The following is a 17,981-nucleotide window of genomic DNA, read 5'->3' on the forward strand; positions in this document are numbered from 1 at the left end:
CCCGGCTCCGGTTCGGCCTCCCGCCTCCCCGCCCTCCGCAGGAGCCGCCACCCCCACCCCGTCCCCCGTCCAGCCCATCCCACTGGCCCCCGCCCCCACCCGCCAGTGAACTTGTCCCCAGCAGACTCACAGAGCGGGGAGCGATATGCGTTGGGGAACCGCAGCCGCCGTGGCGGCAGCCGCCGTCGGCACCGGGGTCGCCGTGCTGGTCGTCGGCCGGCGGGCGTCCGAGCGGCTCGTGCGGCCGGAGACCGTCGTGCTGGAGTCCGGCCCCGTCCTGGTGCAGAGCCTCGCCGCCGGCCGGATCACCTTCAACCGGACGCCCGCGGCCCTCCACCCCGGCCGCTGGGCGCTGGAGTGGGACGGCGACGGCCACGCCGTCGTCGACGACATCCTGCACAGCGACGAACAGGGCGTCACCCGCCGCCTGGTCCGCGCCGACCGGGGCACCCTGACGCCCGGCACCGAGGTCCGCTTCACCCCGCGCGTGCACCTCGGCGACCCGACGACCTCCCTCGGCCTCCCGTTCACCGAGACCGCCGTCGCCGGCGAGCTGGGCGCGATGCCCGCCTGGCGCCTCGACGGCAAGCGCGGCACCTGGGTGGTCCTCGTGCACGGTCCCGGCGCCGACCGCGCCCAGACGCTCCCCGTGCTGCCCGTCCTCCAGCGCCTGGCGCTGCCCGCCCTCGCCGTCACCTACCGCGGCGACCAGGGCGCCCCCGCCTCGCCGGACGGGCTCGGCCACTTCGGCGAGAGCGAGTGGCGCGACGTGGAGTCGGCCGTGCGGCTCGCCCTCGACAGCGGCGCCGGCCGGGTGATCCTCTACGGCTGGTCGGTGGGCGCCACGATGTGCCTGCACGCCGCGGCCCGTTCGGCCTGGGCGGGGGCGATCGCCGGGATCGTCCTGGACTCGCCGGTGCTCGACCTGCCCGCCACCGCCCGCCGCGACGCGGTCCGGGCCGGCTACTCCAGGCCGGTCGCCGAGCTCGGCGCGCTGGCCGCGGAGGGCCGCACCGGGGTCGACCTGGCCGACTTCGCGCGCCTCGCCGAGGGCGCCGACCTGCGCGTGCCGACCCTCGTCCTGCACAGCCCGGACGACCCGATCGCGCCGTTCCGCGCCGCCCGGCACCTCGCCACGGCCCGTCCCGACGTCGTCAGCCTCCGGGCCTTCCCGGGTGCGGACCACACCGCCCTCTGGAACTCCGACCCCGCGCACTACTCGGAACTCCTCCGGCGCTGGCTCACCCCCCTCCTCTGATCCGGACCGGCTGCCGTTAATCCGGGGCATTCCGGCCGGTCATTCCCCGGTCCGGTCCCCGCCTCCTCCGTTCTTGCAATTCCCCCCACCCGTCATCGCGCGCCACCCGGGAACCGGAAGCCGATTCCGCCGGAACGGGAAGTCGGCGCGGTCGATTTCCGCCACCGGTCCCGCGCTCGCCGACCTGGCCGATCCGCATCCACCCGGAGCACTCCCGGCGGGCGTGCCCGGTGCGCGCATTCCCGCCTCCATCCGTCGGCGACACCGCGAGAGTCGGCCATTCGCCCCTCGCCGCAGCCCTTTCCGTATCCGTTCGAACACCCCCCGTGACCACCGCAAACGGGCCTGGCATGAGCCCGCCACACGATTCCGGCCAGGCGGTTTGCCGCTGTTGCCCGATCTTGCGGAGGTGCTGCCACAACCCGCCCGCCCGTACAACCAACCGGATGTGACAGAAGGCCGGTACAAGGGGAAGACTGCTCGACGTGACGTCTCGGAACCCGCGCGACCGTGATGCCCCGCTCCCACCGACGATCGGTACCGGTGCGACGGTGACCCGCCTCCCCGGTACGGCCCACCGGCCCGTCGGGGCCAGGCCGGGCGGGGGCGGCGTACCCCGCCGACGAGGCCCCGCACCCGCCCCCGGCCGCGGCCGGGTCCCCGTGCCGGACGGCTTCCCCGCCCCCGCCGAGCTGGCTCCGCTGGCCCGCCGGATGCTGGTGGACGCCGTCCGGATCGCCCGCTGGGCGGGGGAGCTCGGCGAGGTCGACAAGCGGGGCGAACTGCTCCCCGAGGACGCCCGCGCGGCGGGCCGCGCGCTGGCCATGACGGTCGGCGCCGCGGCCAAGGCCTGGGGCCAGGCGCTGCTGGTCGGCCTGGTCGAGGCCCGCGACGGCGGCGCCGGGCCGGGCTGGCGGCTGCACGCCTGGGAGCACGACGACGAGGCCGTGGTGCGCGGCTGGTCCGCGCTGTTCGACGCCTGGACGCTGCTCGCGCCGGTCCCGCCGGCCGCCCTGCGCGGCGTCTTCACGGTGCTGGCCGGCCAGGCCGTGGACCAGGCCCCGCAGCTGCTCTCCTTCCTGCACCTGGTGGCCGGCCCGGTCGCCGACAGCGAGCTCCTGGAGCTGCTGCGCCGCGGCCTGGACGAGCGCCGGGTCGGCGGCAGCGGGGGCGTGGGCCTGTCGCCCGTGCCGCACGCCGCCTCCGCCGTGTCGGCGGTCCGCGGCACCTGCCGCGAGCCGCAGATCGACACCCCGGCCGCGCCCGCGGACGTCGCCGCCGTCCTGGACTGGATGCTGGACGGCCTCGCGGCCGTCGGCGCCGTCGTGCGCAGGAACGACGCCGCCGAGCTGTCGCCGCTCGGGCACTGGGCGGTGCGGGCGAAGCTGGAGGAGATCTGCACGGTCGCCCAGACCGCGGCCGGCCACATCGAGCAGAGCGCCTACGAGCTGCTGAACGCCTGCGCCGACTACTCGCCGGGCCCGGCCCGGGCCGAGTACCGCGCCTGGGTGGCGGCCCGCCCGGCGGACCGTGCCGTGGCGGAGCTGCTGGACGCCGCCCAGGGCGACGACGCGCTCGTGCGCGGCCTGGCCTTCGAGGCGCTGCGGGTGGCCGGGGGCACGGCCGAGCAGGCGGTGCGCGCGGCCGTGGACGAGCCGGTGCTGCGCCCGTACGCGCTGCTGTGGCTCGCGGAGCAGTCGGACGAGGGCGTGTCCCCGGCCGATGTGCTGGGCGCCGAGGACGCGGCCTGGCTCTGGGTGGACACGGCGGCCGCGGTGCTGGACCACGGCGAGACCGAGCTGCTGGTCGGCCACGTGGAGGGCGCCTCGGCGGGCGACCCGGTGCGGCTGTTCGCCCGGGCCCGGCAGTCGGGGCACCCGCGGGCGGCCTCGGTGCTGACGGCGGTGTCGGGCGTGCACCCGGACCCGGGCGTGGCCCGGGCGGCCCGTCGCTCGGCGTTCAGCGTCCACACCGGCGGGGCGTGAGCGCCCGGAAGCGCGTATGACGAAGGGGCCCGGATCCGCAGTGGATCCGGGCCCCTTCGTCATAGCGCTTCGTACGCGGGAGGCTCAGCCGAGCCGCGACTCCGCCCGCCGGGCGCGGACGTCGCCGACCTTCTGGCCGACCTTGCGCCGGATGACCAGCAGCGGCGCCATGGCCGCGAGCGCGATCTGGGCGAAGGCGCCGACGTGCAGGAGCAGGTCGCCGCCCGGCAGGCCGGTGGCCCACGCGGCCAGGCAGCCGATGGAGACCACGATCCAGCACAGCGTGGCGGTGGCCAGCAGGCCCTGCGGCTTCGGGTACTCGATCCGGCTGACCATCAGGTACGCGGCGCCGAAGATGGCGACCAGACCGGGCAGGAACGGCGGGTCGAGCAGCACGATCGCGATGACCGTCATGGCGCCCATCGGGCAGGGCATGCCCTGGAACACCCCGGGCCGCATCTTCACGGCCGAGAAGCGGGCCAGCCGCAGGACCACCGCGAGCAGCACCGTCAGCGCGATCAGCGCGGACAGCGGCCGGTTGGAGCCCTGCGAGACCATGCCCCAGACCGCGACGAAGTAGGCCGGCGCGATGCCGAAGCTGATCAGGTCGGCCAGGTTGTCGAGTTCGGCGCCCAGGGCGGAGGAGCGCAGCTTGCGCGCCACCAGGCCGTCGAAGAGGTCGCACATCGAGCCGATCAGCAGCAGCGTCACCGCGGTGGCGGCGCTGTGCCGGTCCGGAGCGACGTCCGGGTTGGTGATGTGCGGGATCAGGACCCCGGTGGTGATCGAGTAGATCGCCAGGAAGCCGCAGACGGCGTTCCCCAGGGTCAGGAAGTCGGCGGTGGACAGGTGCTGCGGCGAGCGCGGCGCGCGGAGCTCGCGGTCGCGTGCCCAGCGGCGACGGCGCAGCGCCGTCTCCTCGTCGTCCAGGCCGACGATGGTCTCAGGATCAGTCACGGTCAAGGCGTGTCACCCCGGCTGTGGTCTTCTGGCCGACCTCGACGCCGACCTCGACGCCGGCCGGCAGGTAGGTGTCGACCCGGGACCCGAACCGGATCAGGCCGATCCGGTCGCCCTGGGCGACCTTGGTGCCGGCGTCGACGTAGGGCACGATGCGGCGGGCCACGGCCCCCGCGATCTGCACCATCTCGATGTCGCCGAGCTCGGTGTCGAAGTGCCAGACGACCCGCTCGTTCTGGTCGCTGTCCTTGTTGAACGCGGGCACGAACCCGCCCGCGACGTGCTCGACCGACGTCACCGTGCCGGGCAGCGGCGCGCGGTTGACGTGGACGTTGAGCGGGCTCATGAAGATGGCGACCCGGGTGCGGCCGTCCGGCCAGGCGTCGATGCTCTGCACCACGCCGTCGGCGGGGGAGATCACTCTGCCCGTGCCGATCTCACGCTCGGGGTCGCGGAAGAACCACAGCATGCCCGCGCCGAGCGCGCAGGCGGGTACCGCCGCCAGGGCCCACTTGCCGCTGCGCCGGGTGAGGGCGGTGGTCACGGCGGCCGTGGCGAGGGTGGGGACGAACCAGGGGGTGGCTCCGCGCGCGATGGTCACGCGGGGTCGCCGACCGGCCGTCGTGGCTGCGAGGGCATCGCGGTCCGTGACGGAGGTGTGAGGGGACGGGCTGATGGGCATCGAAGACCTTTGTCGCGGGGGATCATGGCCGCTGGACGGGGGCCACCGCGGGATCGGGTAAGAGAGGGACGGCTGCTGTCCCGGTGGATGCTATCGGGAGCACACGGTGGGTGGGCAACCCGCCTGCTCGTTCCGCAGGCGCGAGGTCACGCCTACTCATACGACCGTAGCTCGGCCCCGTCCGGTTCCCAAGGGCCCGGACGGGCCTGGTGACTCTTGTCTCAGCGGGTGCGCCGGGGGAACGCCGCGTCCGCGCCATCCGCTCCCGGACGCCCCGGGACGGCGCCGCGACGGCGTGCGGAAGCGGCCGCGGGGCGCGTAGCTGCAGCTCTACGCCCTGCGGCCGCTTCCGGGGCCGTGCCGGACCCCAGGCGGACCAGGCCGGGGCCGTCGTGGCACGGCGGGATGCCGGGACGGGCCCGCACGCCCGTCGGCCGGCTGTTCCGGGGGCCACCCGTCGAGCCGGGGTGGCCCGGAGGTCACTCGGCGATCCGGTACTCCTCCAGGAGCCGGCGTCCGACGATCATCTTCTGGATCTCCGCAGTTCCTTCACCGATGAGCAGCATCGGGGCCTCGCGGTAGAGGCGCTCGATCTCGTACTCCTTGGAGAAGCCGTAGCCGCCGTGGATGCGGAACGCGTCCTCGACGACCTCCTTGCAGTACTCGGAGGCGAGGTACTTGGCCATGCCGGCTTCGAGGTCGTTGCGCTCGCCGCTGTCCTTCTTGCGGGCGGCCATGACCATCATCTGGTGGGCGGCCTCGACCTTGGTGGCCATCTCGGCGAGCTTGAACTGGATCGCCTGGTGCTCGGCGATCTTCTTGCCGAAGGTCGAGCGCTGCTGGGCGTAGGAGATGCCGAGCTCGAAGGCGCGGCGGGCGACCCCGCAGCCGCGGGCGGCGACGTTGACGCGGCCGACCTCGACGCCGTCCATCATCTGGTAGAAGCCGCGGCCGGGGACGCCGCCGAGGATCCGGTCGGCCGGGATCCGGACGTCCTGGAGGACCAGCTCGGTCGTGTCGACGCCCTTGTAGCCCATCTTCTCGATCTTCCCGGGCACGGTGAGGCCGGGGACGGTCGGGTTCGGGCCGAATCCGGCCGTCTTCTCGATCAGGAAGGTGGTCATGTTCTTGTACGGGCTGCTGCCGCCCTCGTCGGTCTTGCACAGGACCGCGACGAGGGTGGAGGTGCCGCCGTTGGTGAGCCACATCTTCTGGCCGTTGAGGACGTAGAAGTCGCCGTCCTTGACGCCCTTGGTGGAGATGGCCGAGACGTCGGAGCCGAGGCCGGGCTCGGACATCGAGAACGCGCCCCGGATCTCGCCGGCCGCCATCTTCGGCAGGAAGTAGTCCTTCTGCTCCTGCGTGCCGTGGGCGTTGATCATGTGCGCCACGATGAAGTGCGTGTTGACGATGCCGGAGACGGACATCCAGCCGCGGGCGATCTCCTCCACCACGAGGGCGTAGGTGAGCAGCGACTCGCCGAGGCCGCCGTACTCCTCGGGGATGGTGAGGCCGAAGAGGCCGAGCTGCTTCATCCCCTCGACGATGGCGGTCGGGTACTCGTCCTTGTGCTCCAGCTCGGTCGCGACCGGAATGATCTCCTTGTCGACGAAATCCCGCACGGTGGCGAGGATGTCCCGCTGGATCTCGGTGAGGCCGTCGGTCTGTGCGAGGCGTCCCATCGTGCGGCTCCGATTTGTCGTGAAAAGTCGGGGGGGGGGGGGATTGCCGGGGGCCCTGCCGGCGTGGCTGCGGCAGCAGGGCCCCCGTTCCGGGTGGGGGTCGGCCGATGACGGCGGCCTGCCCCTCCGGGGCATTGGGAGGGGAAAAGCGGTTCAGGAAAGAGGGGTGGGACGGCCGGGCTGCTCGCCGCCGCGCTCCTTGATGTACGTCTCGGTCGGCACCATCACCTTGCGGCGGAAGATGCAGACGACCGTGCCGTCCTGCTTGTACCCCTTGGTCTCGACGTAGACGATGCCCCGGTCGTCCTTGGACTTGGAGGGCCACTTGTCGAGGACGGTGGTCTCGCCGTAGATCGTGTCGCCGTGGAAGGTCGGCGCGACGTGCCGCAGCGACTCGATCTCCAGGTTGGCGATCGCCTTGCCCGAGACGTCCGGGACGGACATGCCGAGCAGCAGCGAGTAGATGTAGTTGCCCACGACGACGTTCTTCCCGAAGTCGGTCGTCTTCTCCGCGTAGTTGGTGTCCATGTGGAGCGGGTGGTGGTTCATGGTGAGCAGACAGAACAGGTGGTCGTCGTACTCGGTGACGGTCTTCCCGGGCCAGTGCTTGTAGACCGCGCCGACCTCGAACTCCTCGTAGGTGCGTCCGAACTGCATGGTGCTACGCCTCCGGGATCTCGAACTTGGTGGTGCGCTCCATGCCGGCGGCCCGGCCCTTGCCGGAGATGACCAGGGCCATCTTGCGGCTGGCCTCGTCGATCATCTCGTCGCCGAGCATCGCCGAGCCCTTGGCGCCGCCCGCCGCGGAGGTGCAGTAGTCGTAGGCGTCGAGGATCAGCTCGGCGTGGTCGTAGTCCTCCTGCGAGGGCGAGTAGATCTCGTTCGCGGCGGCGACCTGGTCGGGGTGCAGCACCCACTTGCCGTCGAAGCCGAGGGCGGCGGAGCGCCCGGCGACCTCGCGGTAGCCCTCCTGGTTGCGGATCTGCAGGTACGGGCCGTCGATCGCCTGGAGGTCGTTGGCGCGGGCGGCCATCAGGATGCGCATCAGGATGTAGTGGTAGGCGTCGGCGTTGTAGCCGGAGGGCTGCTCGCCGACCACCAGGGACTTCATGTTGATCGAGGCCATGAAGTCGGCGGGGCCGAAGATGATGGTCTCCAGCCGGGGCGAGGCCTCGGCGATGGCGTCGACGTTGATCAGGCCCTTGGCGTTCTCGATCTGTGCCTCGATGCCGATCTTCCCGACCTCGAAGCCCATGGTCTTCTCGATCTGGGTGAGGAGGAGGTCGAGCGCCTTGACCTGCTCGGCGTCCTGGACCTTCGGCAGCATGATGCAGTCGAGGTTGGGGCCGGCGCCCTCGACGACGGTGATCACGTCGCGGTAGGTCCAGTGGGTGGTCCAGTCGTTGACGCGCACGACGCGGGTCTTGCCGCCCCAGTCGCCGTTGTTGAGGGCATCGACGATGGTGTGGCGGGCGCTCTCCTTGACCAGCGGGGCGCACGCGTCCTCCAGGTCGAGGAAGACCTGGTCGGCGGGCAGGCCCTGGGCCTTCTCCAGGAAGCGCGGGTTGCTGCCGGGCACGGCGAGGCAGGAGCGGCGCGGGCGCAGGCGGTTGACAGTGGTCATGAGGGTGGTTCTGTTCCTTCCCAGTGGTCAGCTGGTCAGCTGGTCAGTTCGTGGCCGGGGCCGGTGCGGGCGTCCACGGCTGGAGCTTGTTGGCCAGCCGGATCTCGTCCACGATCCGGCCGATGATGGTCGTGATGCCGAAGTCCTTCGGGGTGAACACGGCGGCGACGCCGGCGGCCTTGAGGGCCTCGCCGTCCGCTGCCGGGATGATGCCACCCACGATCACCGGGACATCCTCCACCCCGGCCCGCCGCAGGCGCCGCAGCACGTCGGGCACGAGCTCGGAGTGCGCGCCGGAGAGGATCGACAGGCCCACGCAGTGGACGTCCTCCGCGACGGCCGCGGAGACGATCTGCTCCGGCGTGAGCCGGATGCCCTGGTAGACCACCTCGAACCCGGCGTCGCGGGCCCGGACGGCGATCTGCTCGGCGCCGTTGGAGTGCCCGTCCAGGCCGGGCTTGCCGACCAGCAGGCGCAGCTTGCCGGCGCCCAGCTCCTCGGCGGTGGCGGCCACGGCGGCGCGCACGGCGGCCAGTTCGCCGCCGGGCTCGGCCGCGACCGCGACCGGGGCGCCGCCGACGCCGGTGGGGGCGCGGTACTCGCCGAAGACCTCGCGCAGGGCGAAGGACCACTCCCCGGTGGTGACGCCGGCCCGGGCGCAGGCGAGCGTGGCCGGCATCAGGTTGGCGTCGGTGGCGGCGACGGCCTTGAGCTCCGCCAGCGCCTCCTGGGCGGCGGCCTCGTCGCGCTGTCCGCGCCAGGCCTCCAGGGCGGCGAGGACGGACTGCTCGGAGGCCGGGTCGACGACCATGATCGCGGTGTCGAGGTCGGCCGTGAGCGGGCTCTCCTCGGTGGTGTCGAAGCAGTTGACGCCGACGATCTTGTCCTCGCCGGACTCGATCCGGGCCCGGCGGGCGGCGTGCGAGGAGACCAGGTTGGACTTCAGGTAGCCGGACTCGACGGCCGGAATCACCCCGCCCATCTCCAGCACCTTGGCGATCTCCGCCTCGGCGCCGGCCAGCAGTTCGGCCGTCTTGGCCTCGATGACCTCGGAGCCGTTGAAGATGTCCCCGTACTCCAGCAGGTCGGACTCGTAGGCGAGCACCTGCTGGATCCGCAGCGACCACTGCTGGTCCCACGGCCGGGGCAGGCCCAGCGCCTCGTTCCAGGCCGGGAGCTGGACGGCCCGGGCGCGGGCGTCCTTGGAGAGCGTGACGGCGAGCATCTCCAGCACGATCCGCTGGACGTTGTTCTCCGGCTGCGCCTCGGTCAGGCCCAGCGAGTTGACCTGCACGCCGTAGCGGAACCGGCGCTGCTTGGGGTCCTCGACGCCGTAGCGCTCGCGCGTGACCTTCTCCCACAGCCGGGCGAAGGCGCGCATCTTGCACATCTCCTCGACGAAGCGCACGCCCGCGTTCACGAAGAAGGAGATCCGCGCGACCACGTCGCCCATGCGCTCGGCCGGCACCTGCCCGGAGTCGCGCACCGCGTCGAGCACCGAGATGGCGGTGCACATCGCGTAGGCGATCTCCTGGACGGGCGTGGCCCCGGCCTCCTGCAGGTGGTAGCTGCAGATGTTGATCGGGTTCCACTTGGGGATGTTGCCGACCGTGTAGGCGATCATGTCGGTGATCAGGCGCACCGACGGGCCGGGCGGGAAGACGTGCGTCCCGCGCGACAGGTACTCCTTGACGATGTCGTTCTGGGTGGTGCCGGTGAGCTTGGCGACGTCGGCGCCCTGCTCCTCGGCGACCACCTGGTAGAGCGCCAGCAGCCACATCGCGGTGGCGTTGATCGTCATCGAGGTGTTGGTCTGTTCGAGCGGGATGCCGTCGAACAGGGTGCGCATGTCGCCGACGTGGCCCACCGGCACGCCGACCCGGCCGACCTCGCCGCGGGCGAGGATGTGGTCGGAGTCGTAGCCGGTCTGGGTCGGCAGGTCGAAGGCGACGGAGAGGCCGGTCTGGCCCTTCGCCAGGTTCCGCCGGTAGAGCGCGTTGGAGTCGCTCGCGGTGGAGTGTCCGGCGTAGGTGCGCATCAGCCAGGGCCGGTCGCGCTTCTGCGGCTCGGTCATCGGATCGGCCTCAGACGTTTCGGAAGCGGTTGATCGCGTCGAGGTGCGTGGCGCGGAACTCCGCGTCGCGCACGCCCAGGCCCTCCTCGGGGGCCAGGCACAGCACGCCGACCTTGCCCTGGTGCTTGTTGTGGTGCACGTCGAGGGAGGCCTGGCCGGTCTCCTCCAGGGAGTAGACCTTCGACAGGGTCGGGTGGATCTTGCCCTTGGCGACCAGGCGGTTGGCCTCGTAGGCCTCGCGGTAGTTGGCGAAGTGCGAGCCGACGATCCGCTTGAGCGACATCCACAGGTAGCGGTTGTCGTACTGGTGCATGTAGCCGGAGGTGGAGGCGCAGGTGACGATGGTGCCGCCCTTGCGGGTGACGTACACCGAGGCGCCGAAGGTCTCCCGGCCCGGGTGCTCGAAGACGATGTCGACGTCCTCGCCGCCGGTGAACTCGCGGATCTTCGAGCCCAGGCGCTTCCACTCGCGCGGGTCCTGGTTCTGCTCGTCCTTCCAGAACCGGTAGCCCTCCGCCGAGCGGTCGATGATCGCCTCGGCGCCCATGGCGCGGCAGATCTCGGCCTTCTGCGGGCTGGAGACCACGCAGATCGGGGTGGCGCCGCCGGCCAGCGCGTACTGGGTGGCGTACGAGCCGAGGCCGCCGCTGGCGCCCCAGATCAGCACGTTGTCGCCCTGCTTCATGCCGGCGCCGTTGCGCGAGACCAGCTGGCGGTAGGCGGTGGAGTTGACCAGACCGGGGGAGGCGGCCTCCTCCCAGGTGAGGTGCTTGGGCTTGGGCAGCAGCTGGTTGGTCTTCACCAGGGCCAGCTGGGCCAGGCCGCCGAAGTTGGTCTCGAAGCCCCAGATGCGCTGCTCCGGGTCCATCATCGTGTCGTTGTGGCCGTCCGGGGACTCCAGCTCGACCGAGAGGCAGTGGGCGACGACCTCGTCGCCGGGCTTCCAGGCGTTGACGCCGGCACCGGTGCGCAGGACGACACCGGCCAGGTCGGAGCCGAGGACGTGGTACGGCAGGTCGTGGCGCTTGGTGAGCGGCGACAGCCGGCCGTAGCGCTCCAGGAAGCCGAAGGTGGAGACCGGCTCGAAGATCGAGCTCCACACGGTGTTGTAGTTGACCGCGCTGGCCATGACGGCGACGAGGGCCTCGCCCGGGCCCAGTTCGGGCAGGGCGACGTCGTCGAGGTGGAGGGACTTGCGGGGGTCCTTGTCGCGGCTGTCGAGGCCGGCGAACATCTGCTCCTCGTCCTTGTGGAGCGTGACCGCCCGGTAGGACTCGGGGAGCTGGATCGCTGCGAAGTCCTCCGCCGTGGCGTCGTTGCTGAGGATCGCGTCGAGGATTTGCTGCATGGCTCTGCCTCCGGAGGCGTACCTGTGTGAGGGCGCACAGGGCGTCTGGGGAAGGCCGGGAGCGGACACCGGCTTCGCTGTGGTGGGTGGTGGGCGGGGTCAGGCTGGTCGGCCCGGCCGTGGGCCGGGTGGTACTCGCTCTGCTCCCGGGGTGTGGGAACACCGGACGACGGCGCGCCGAGGTGGGGAGCCGCGGCGCCGCGACTGGTGAGTAACAACGTAGTGGCACCCTGTGCCAGCCGTAAAGACACCGGGTGTCAGGAATTTGGCCGACTTCCGGCGGCTGTCATGGACACCCGAACGGGGACGAAAAGGGCCCGCCGCCGATTCCTCGGCGCGGGCCCTTTTTGACCTTCGTTTCCTCCGTGACCTGCGGAAATGCTCCCGTCAGATGTGCCCGGAGCCGCTCAGTGCGGCCCGGATGCTGTCCACCACGACGTCCAGCGGAGCGTCCGTCCGGGCGACTGTGATGAGTACCTCACCTCCGGGGCTGGCACTCAGTGCGCTCTCGGCGAGCACGTCCCCGGGCGCCCCACTGGCACCGGGTGCCACCAGGGACCCGCGGCGCCTGGCACCGGGCGCGCTGGACGCCCAGAAGGTCCGCCGGATCACCTCGAAGGAGTGGTCCAGCTGCGCCTCCACGTCTCCCCGGCCGCCGGCCCGCAGCCAGCGCCGCAGCACGTGGTTGTGCGCCGCGACCACGGCCGCCGCCGACACCTCGGCCAGCATCGAGTCGTCCTCGCCGCCGCGCTGCCAGCCCGAAGGGATGTCCTCGCCGGTGTCGAAGCGGCCCAGCAGGTACCGGGTGAACAGCCGCTCGTACCGGGCCACCACGGCGATCTCCCGCTCGCGCAGCGCCGGCACCTGGCGGATCAGCTGGTACCGCGCCACCGACACCCCCGGGGTGGAGGCGTACATCCGCAGCACCTCCTTGATGCCCCGGCAGACCACGTCGAGCGGGTGCTCCTCGGGCTCGGCGCTGGCCAGCAGGTCCGCGACCCGGACGAGCGTGTCGTCGTGGTCCGGGAAGATCGCCTCCTCCTTCGACCGGAAGTACCGGAAGAAGGTGCGCCGGGCGACCCCGGCCGCCGCCGCGATCTGGTCGACGGTGGTCTCCTCGTAACCCTGCGAGGCGAACAGGTCCATCGCGGCCGTGGCCAGGTCCTGGCGCATCTGCAGGCGCTGCGCCGCGGCCCGGCGGCTGCCCGGGCCGGCGTCCGGGCCGGTGCCCCCGGCCGACGTGGCCGGCCGGTCGGCGGCGCGCGGTGCGGCGGACTGCTGCGGGGTGGCTGACTGAACCCGATCCATGTCCGGAACGCTACACGGCCCCGGCTGCGCCCCGGCGGCCCTTCCCCGGCGGACCGGCGAGACCGGGCCGGTCACGGCCGGGCGCGGCCAGCGGGCCGACACCGTCCCGGGGTTCCAGGCCGAGCGCGGCTGCCCGGCCGTCGGCGCGCTCCCGGCCGGCGCCGCCCCGCGGGGAGCGGCGCCGCCGGGCTGCGGCACGGTCACCGGCGCGCGTGGTCGCGGAACCCGCGGCCGGTCTTGCGGCCCAGGCAGCCCGCCGCCACCAGGTGCTCCAGCAGCGGCGCGGCGGCCAGGCCCGGCTCGCGGAACTCCTGGTGCAGCACCTGCTCGATGGTCAGCGAGACGTCCAGGCCGACCACGTCCAGCAGCTCGAACGGGCCCATCGGGTAGCCGCAGCCGAGCTTCATCGCGGTGTCGATGTCGTCCACCGTCGCGTAGTGCTCCTGGAGCATCCGCACCGCGTCGTTCAGGTAGGGGAAGAGCAGCGCGTTGACGATGAAGCCGGCCCGGTCCCCGCACTCCACCGGGTGCTTGCGCACCTTGGCGCACAGGTCCAGGACGGTCGCGGTGACGTCCGGCGCGGTCAGCACGGTGGAGACCACCTCGACCAGCTTCATCGCCGGCGCCGGGTTGAAGAAGTGCATGCCGACGACGTCCTGCGGCCGCGAGGTGGCGGTCGCGCAGCTGATCACCGGCAGCGAGGAGGTGGTGGTGGCGAGCACCGCGCCCGGCCGGACGATCTTGTCCAGGGCCGCGAACAGCTCCCGCTTGACCGCCAGGTCCTCGGCCACCGCCTCGACCACCAGGTCGACCTCGGCCAGCTCCGCGTACTGCCCGACCGGCGTCACCAGCGCCAGCGCCGCGTCCCGCTGCTCGGCGCCCATCCGGCCCTTCGCCACCGAGCGCTCCAGCGACTTCGCCAGCTGCGCCTTGGCCCGGTCCGCCTTCTCCTGGCTGCGCGCGGCCAGCAGCACGGCGTACCCGGACTTGGCGAACACCTCGGCGATGCCGGTCGCCATCGTGCCCGAGCCGCACACGCCGACCGTCCGCACCTCGCGGCCCGCCACCTTCGGCCGCGCCGGGCCGGTGGCCGCGTCCACGGCCCTGGAGGAGCCCGGCGCCTCGTAGGCGTAGAAGCCCCGGCCGGACTTGCGGCCCAGCAGACCGGCCGACACCAGCTGGCCGAGGATCGGCGCGGGCGCGTGCAGGCGGTCCCTGGACTGCTCGTACATCGCCTCCAGGACGGTCCGCGCGGTGTCCACGCCGATCAGGTCGAGCAGTGCCAGCGGGCCCATCGGCAGGCCGCAGCCGAGCCGCATCGCGGCGTCGATGTCCTCGCGCGAGGCGTACTTGGACTCGTACATCGCGGCGGCCTGGTTCAGGTACGCGAACAGCAGGCCGTTCACCACGAAACCGGCCCGGTCGCCGGCCGCGACCGGCTCCTTGCCGAGGTCCCGGGCGAACCCGGCGGCGTCCTCGGCGACCTGCGGGGCGGTCAGCACCGTGCGGACCACCTCGACCAGCTTCATGGTGTGGACCGGGTTGAAGAAGTGCAGGCCGAGCACCCGGTCCGGGCGGGCGGTCGCGGCGGCGATCCGGGTCACCGACAGCGCGGTGGTGCCGGTGGCGAGCACCGTCTCCGGCGGGCAGATCCGGTCCAGCTCGGCGAAGACCTCACGCTTGAGCTCCAGCTGCTCGGGCACCTCCTCGATCACGAGGTCGGCGTCCGCGGCGGCGGAGAGTTCGTGGCCGACGGAGATCTGCGCGAGCAGGGCCGCGCGCTCCTCGGCGGTGATCCGCGCGCGCTCGACGGCGTGCGCGGTGGCCTCCTCGATCCGGGCCAGGGCCCGGGCGGCCGAGTCCTCGGTGGCCTCGATGCCGATCACCCGGCGGCCGCTCTTGGCGACCGCCACCGCGACGCCGGCACCCATCGTGCCGAGGCCGACCACGGCGACCGTGGGGAAGGGACGCTGCATGGTCCTGACTCCTAGTCATGAAGGGCCCGCGCGCGCTCCGGCGGACGTGCCGCCGCGCCCGTGCGTACGCAGGGGGCGGCAGCCCGCCGGAGGAGGGTCCGCGCGCGGGGGCTGGAGGGATGACGGGTGCGGCCCACCCGCGCAGCGGCCGGTCCGCTCCGGCCGAACTGCGGGTGTGCCGTCGTGCTCAGGCGCTCGGAGGTGAACGGAGCGGCGCTGACGCGAGGAGGGAAACCCGGCCCGCCGCGGTTCGCGGCACCGGCCGGTGAAGGACGCACGGCACCCGTCGGTGCGGCTCCCGAAGCCCGACGGTGGTGCGTGCGGCCACTGTAGCGAAGCTACTGCCCAGTAGGAAGAGGGCGGACGGCGGCAAAACCGCCCCACCCCGAACGGGTGAACGGGAGGACGCGCGTCCGTTCCAACCACCCGATCGAGGAGTTACGCGGACCCACCCCGAGGGGCAGCATGAAGGCATGACTGCTGACACCGTCGCCGTCGCCGTGGACGCCCACGCCGCCGTCGAACTGCCCCCGCGCGCCGAGCGCGCCCGGCAGGCCGAGGCCGCCGCCGACCGGCTCCGCGCGGCCGGGGTCGAGGCGGTCGCCGTCACCTGGGTGGACAACGCCGGCATCACCCGGGTCAAGGCCGTGCCGCTCGGCGGCCTCGTGCACGCCGCCCAGTGGGGCGTCGGCGCCGCCCCCTGCTTCGACGTGTTCCTCGCCGACGACGCCATCACGACCAGCCCGATCATCGGCGGCCCCACCGGGGACCTGCGCCTGTACCCCGACCTCGACCGGGTCGTCCCGCTCGCCGCCCAGCCCGGCTGGGCCTGGGCCCCGGGGGACCGGCACACCCAGGCCGGCACCCCGCACCCCGGCTGCCAGCGGCTGTTCGCCCGCCGGATGGAGGCCACGGCCGCCGCGCGCGGCATCGGCCTCAAGGCCGGCATCGAGGTCGAGTGGGTGGCCGCCCTCGCCGGTGCCCCGGCGGACGAGCCGCAGTACCCCACCCACGGCCCCGCGTACGGGATGCACCGCCTCACCGACCTCTCCGACTACCTGCGGGACGTCCTGCGCGCCCTCGGCGAGCAGGGGCTCGACGTCCTGCAGATCCACCCCGAGTACGCGCCGGGCCAGTTCGAGGTCTCCGTCGCCCCCGAGGGCCCGGTCGCCGCCGCCGACACCGCGGTCCTGGTCCGGCACACCATCCGCGCCGTCTCCAACCGGCACGGCCTGCGGGTCTCCTTCGCGCCCGTGGTCGAGGCCGGCACGGTCGGCAACGGCGGCCACCTCCACCTGAGCCTCTGGCGGGAGGGCCGCAACCTCGGCCGCGGCGGCTCCGGCCCGCACGGCCTGACCGCCGAGGCCGAGGGCTTCCTGGCCGGCGTGCTCGCCGCGCTGCCCGAGCTGCTCGTGCTCGGCTGCTCCAGCCCCGCCGGGTACCTGCGGCTCGTGCCCTCGCACTGGGCCGGCGCCTACCAGTGCTGGGGCCTGGAGAACCGCGAGGCCGCGCTGCGCCTGGTCACCGGCTCGGCGGGGGAGCGCTCCGCCGCGGCCAACGCCGAGGTCAAGTGCTTCGACGCCAGCGCCAACCCCTACCTCGCGGTCGGCGCCGTGCTCGCCGCCGGACTCGCCGGCATGGAGCAGCGCCTCGCCCTGCCGCCGGAGTTCACCGGCGATCCGGCCGCCGCCGCGCCCGGCACGGTGCCCCGGCTGCCGGCCCGCCCGGCCGAGTCGATCGCCGCCTACGAGCGCTCGGCGGTGCTCCGCGAGGCCCTCGGCGAACCGCTCTACCAGGCGGTGCTCGCGGTCCGCCGGGCCGAGGCCGAGCAGTACGCCGACACCACCCCCGAACGCATGGTGGCCGCCACCCGCTGGCGGTACTGACCGGTGCTCCTCGACGTCCCCGCGCTGGTCGACCACCACTGCCACAGCGTGGTGGCGGCCGACCTCCCGGACGACGCCCTGGCCGGGCTGCTCACCGAGTCGGACCGCCCGCCCGCGCCCGGCACCACGCCCTTCGACAGCGCCCTCGGCCTCGCCGTCCGGCGCTGGTGCCCGCCCGCGCTCGGCCTGCCCGCCCACGCGCCGGCCGACGAATACCTCGCCCGCAGAAGGGAGTTGGGGGCCGCCGAGGCCACCGGCCGACTGCTGGCCGCCGCCGCGCTCGACACCTGCCTGATCGACACCGGGCTCACCGCCGCCGCGGGCCGCCCGCTGCTCCCGCTCGGCGAGTTCGCCGAGGCCGCCCGGGTCCGGGTGCGCGAGGTGATCCGGCTGGAGACGGTCGCCGAGGCGGTGCCCGCGACGGCCGGGGGCTGGCCGAAGGCCGTCCGCGACGCCCTGGCCGGGGCCGCCGCCGGGGCCGTCGCCGTCAAGTCCGTCATCGCCTACCGGCACGGCCTCGCGGTCCCGCCCGAACGGCCCGCCCGGGCCGCCGTGGTGGCCGCGGCGGGGGCCTGGCAGCGCGCCGGGCGCGGCCGGCTGACGGACCCGGTGCTCCTGCACCACCTGCTGTGGACGGCCGTCGACGTGTGCGCCGAGCTCGGCCGGCCGATCCAGCTCCACACCGGCTTCGGCGATCCCGACCTCACCCTGCACCTGGCCGACCCGGCCCTGCTCACCCCCTTCGTCCGCGCCGCCGAGCCGAGCGGCGTCCCGCTCGTGCTGCTGCACTGCTACCCGTACCACCGGCAGGCCGCGTTCCTCGCGCAGGCCTTCCCCACGGTGTACGCCGACCTCGGTCTGACGGCTTCGTACACCGGCCCCCGGGTGGCGGCGGTGCTCGGCGAGATGCTGGAGCTGGCACCGTTCGGCAAGCTGCTGTTCTCCACCGACGCGTACGGCCTGCCCGAGCTGTACCTGGTCGGCGCCGCCCAGTTCCGTTACGGGCTGGGCGAGTTGCTCGCGGAGTGGCGGGCCGCCGGCGCCTGCTCGGCGGCCGACGCGGAGCGGCTGGCCCGGATGGTCGCCGCGGACAATGCTCGCCGGTTGTACACCCTTTAGGTGGTAGGCGTCCCAACCGGCCCGTGGACCATCACTTTTTAACACTATGACCGACTGTTTGCCGGTTGACCTGCGGACT

General features: G+C 73.2%; 13 protein-coding genes. 4 read left to right on the forward strand and 9 right to left on the reverse strand.

What is annotated here, in order from left to right:
* Positions 1–169 precede the first annotated feature (169 nt).
* Together ACFXDE_RS21375 and ACFXDE_RS21380 are read left to right on the forward strand one after the other, a co-directional pair.
* The gene (locus ACFXDE_RS21375) at positions 170–1,258 is read left to right on the forward strand and encodes an alpha/beta hydrolase family protein (RefSeq protein ID WP_380496420.1); all 1,089 of its coding nucleotides are present in this window, start codon (positions 170–172) and stop codon (positions 1,256–1,258) included.
* Positions 1,259–1,920: 662 nt separating this feature from the next.
* Positions 1,921–3,243, forward strand: a complete 1,323-nt coding sequence (locus ACFXDE_RS21380) for a hypothetical protein (protein ID WP_380449099.1) — start codon at positions 1,921–1,923, stop codon at positions 3,241–3,243.
* Between the two features lie 84 nt (positions 3,244–3,327).
* Here the strand turns inward: ACFXDE_RS21380 and ACFXDE_RS21385 are convergent, their stop codons facing one another.
* The 9 genes from ACFXDE_RS21385 to ACFXDE_RS21425 all read right to left on the reverse strand — a co-directional run bounded on the left by ACFXDE_RS21385 (position 3,328) and on the right by ACFXDE_RS21425 (position 14,897).
* Entirely contained in the window at positions 3,328–4,206 is an 879-nt protein-coding gene (locus ACFXDE_RS21385) for a CDP-alcohol phosphatidyltransferase family protein (RefSeq protein ID WP_380445125.1), read from the reverse strand.
* Positions 4,193–4,885 carry a phosphatidylserine decarboxylase gene (locus ACFXDE_RS21390; RefSeq protein WP_329926306.1) on the reverse strand — a complete coding sequence of 231 codons (693 nt, stop codon included), beginning with the start codon at positions 4,883–4,885 and terminating at the stop codon, positions 4,193–4,195. The genes ACFXDE_RS21385 and ACFXDE_RS21390 overlap by 14 nt, the downstream gene beginning before the upstream one ends.
* A 479-nt stretch (positions 4,886–5,364) precedes the next feature.
* Positions 5,365–6,567 (reverse strand): acyl-CoA dehydrogenase family protein, encoded by a 1,203-nt coding sequence (locus tag ACFXDE_RS21395; protein ID WP_380445124.1) that lies wholly within the window; start codon positions 6,565–6,567, stop codon positions 5,365–5,367.
* A gap of 153 nt (positions 6,568–6,720) precedes the next feature.
* Positions 6,721–7,224, reverse strand: a complete 504-nt coding sequence (locus tag ACFXDE_RS21400; RefSeq protein ID WP_045704019.1) for a MaoC family dehydratase — start codon at positions 7,222–7,224, stop codon at positions 6,721–6,723.
* A gap of 4 nt (positions 7,225–7,228) precedes the next feature.
* A complete protein-coding gene (locus tag ACFXDE_RS21405) occupies positions 7,229–8,191 on the reverse strand; it encodes an HpcH/HpaI aldolase/citrate lyase family protein (protein ID WP_380445123.1) in 963 nt (320 codons plus the stop codon).
* Between the two features lie 43 nt (positions 8,192–8,234).
* A complete protein-coding gene (locus ACFXDE_RS21410; RefSeq protein WP_380496425.1) occupies positions 8,235–10,265 on the reverse strand; it encodes a protein meaA in 2,031 nt (676 codons plus the stop codon).
* Positions 10,266–10,275: 10 nt separating this feature from the next.
* Positions 10,276–11,613, reverse strand: coding sequence for a crotonyl-CoA carboxylase/reductase (gene ccrA / locus ACFXDE_RS21415; protein ID WP_380445121.1), 1,338 nt, complete (start codon positions 11,611–11,613; stop codon positions 10,276–10,278).
* A gap of 387 nt (positions 11,614–12,000) precedes the next feature.
* Positions 12,001–12,921 carry a TetR family transcriptional regulator gene (locus tag ACFXDE_RS21420; protein WP_380496427.1) on the reverse strand — a complete coding sequence of 307 codons (921 nt, stop codon included), beginning with the start codon at positions 12,919–12,921 and terminating at the stop codon, positions 12,001–12,003.
* A gap of 200 nt (positions 12,922–13,121) precedes the next feature.
* On the reverse strand, positions 13,122–14,897 hold the full coding sequence (locus ACFXDE_RS21425) for a 3-hydroxyacyl-CoA dehydrogenase family protein (protein WP_380496429.1): 1,776 nt from the start codon (positions 14,895–14,897) through the stop codon (positions 13,122–13,124).
* 473 nt (positions 14,898–15,370) lie between these two features.
* Here ACFXDE_RS21425 and ACFXDE_RS21430 point away from each other — a divergent pair, with 473 nt between their 5' ends.
* Both ACFXDE_RS21430 and ACFXDE_RS21435 read left to right on the forward strand, forming a co-directional pair.
* Positions 15,371–16,783 carry a glutamine synthetase gene (locus tag ACFXDE_RS21430; RefSeq protein WP_380496431.1) on the forward strand — a complete coding sequence of 471 codons (1,413 nt, stop codon included), beginning with the start codon at positions 15,371–15,373 and terminating at the stop codon, positions 16,781–16,783.
* Positions 16,784–16,786: 3 nt separating this feature from the next.
* Positions 16,787–17,902 carry an amidohydrolase family protein gene (locus ACFXDE_RS21435; RefSeq protein ID WP_380496433.1) on the forward strand — a complete coding sequence of 372 codons (1,116 nt, stop codon included), beginning with the start codon at positions 16,787–16,789 and terminating at the stop codon, positions 17,900–17,902.
* Positions 17,903–17,981 lie beyond the last annotated feature (79 nt).

It is taken from the genome of Kitasatospora sp. NPDC059408 (assembly GCF_042751525.1).
In the GTDB taxonomy this organism is placed as follows: Bacteria; Actinomycetota; Actinomycetes; order Streptomycetales; family Streptomycetaceae; genus Kitasatospora.

Bases quoted from the DNA above. Each gene is read 5' to 3' on its own strand.
- ACFXDE_RS21425 (WP_380496429.1), bottom strand. From the start codon at position 14,897: ATGCAGCGTCCCTTCCCCACGGTCGCCGTGGTCGGCCTCGGCACGATG.
- ACFXDE_RS21430 (WP_380496431.1), top strand. From the start codon at position 15,371: ATGACTGCTGACACCGTCGCCGTCGCCGTGGACGCCCACGCCGCCGTC.
- ACFXDE_RS21420 (WP_380496427.1), bottom strand. From the start codon at position 12,921: ATGGATCGGGTTCAGTCAGCCACCCCGCAGCAGTCCGCCGCACCGCGC.
- ACFXDE_RS21390 (WP_329926306.1), bottom strand. From the start codon at position 4,885: ATGCCCATCAGCCCGTCCCCTCACACCTCCGTCACGGACCGCGATGCC.
- ACFXDE_RS21400 (WP_045704019.1), bottom strand. From the start codon at position 7,224: ATGCAGTTCGGACGCACCTACGAGGAGTTCGAGGTCGGCGCGGTCTAC.
- ACFXDE_RS21395 (WP_380445124.1), bottom strand. From the start codon at position 6,567: ATGGGACGCCTCGCACAGACCGACGGCCTCACCGAGATCCAGCGGGAC.
- ACFXDE_RS21410 (WP_380496425.1), bottom strand. From the start codon at position 10,265: ATGACCGAGCCGCAGAAGCGCGACCGGCCCTGGCTGATGCGCACCTAC.
- ACFXDE_RS21405 (WP_380445123.1), bottom strand. From the start codon at position 8,191: ATGACCACTGTCAACCGCCTGCGCCCGCGCCGCTCCTGCCTCGCCGTG.
- ccrA (WP_380445121.1), bottom strand. From the start codon at position 11,613: ATGCAGCAAATCCTCGACGCGATCCTCAGCAACGACGCCACGGCGGAG.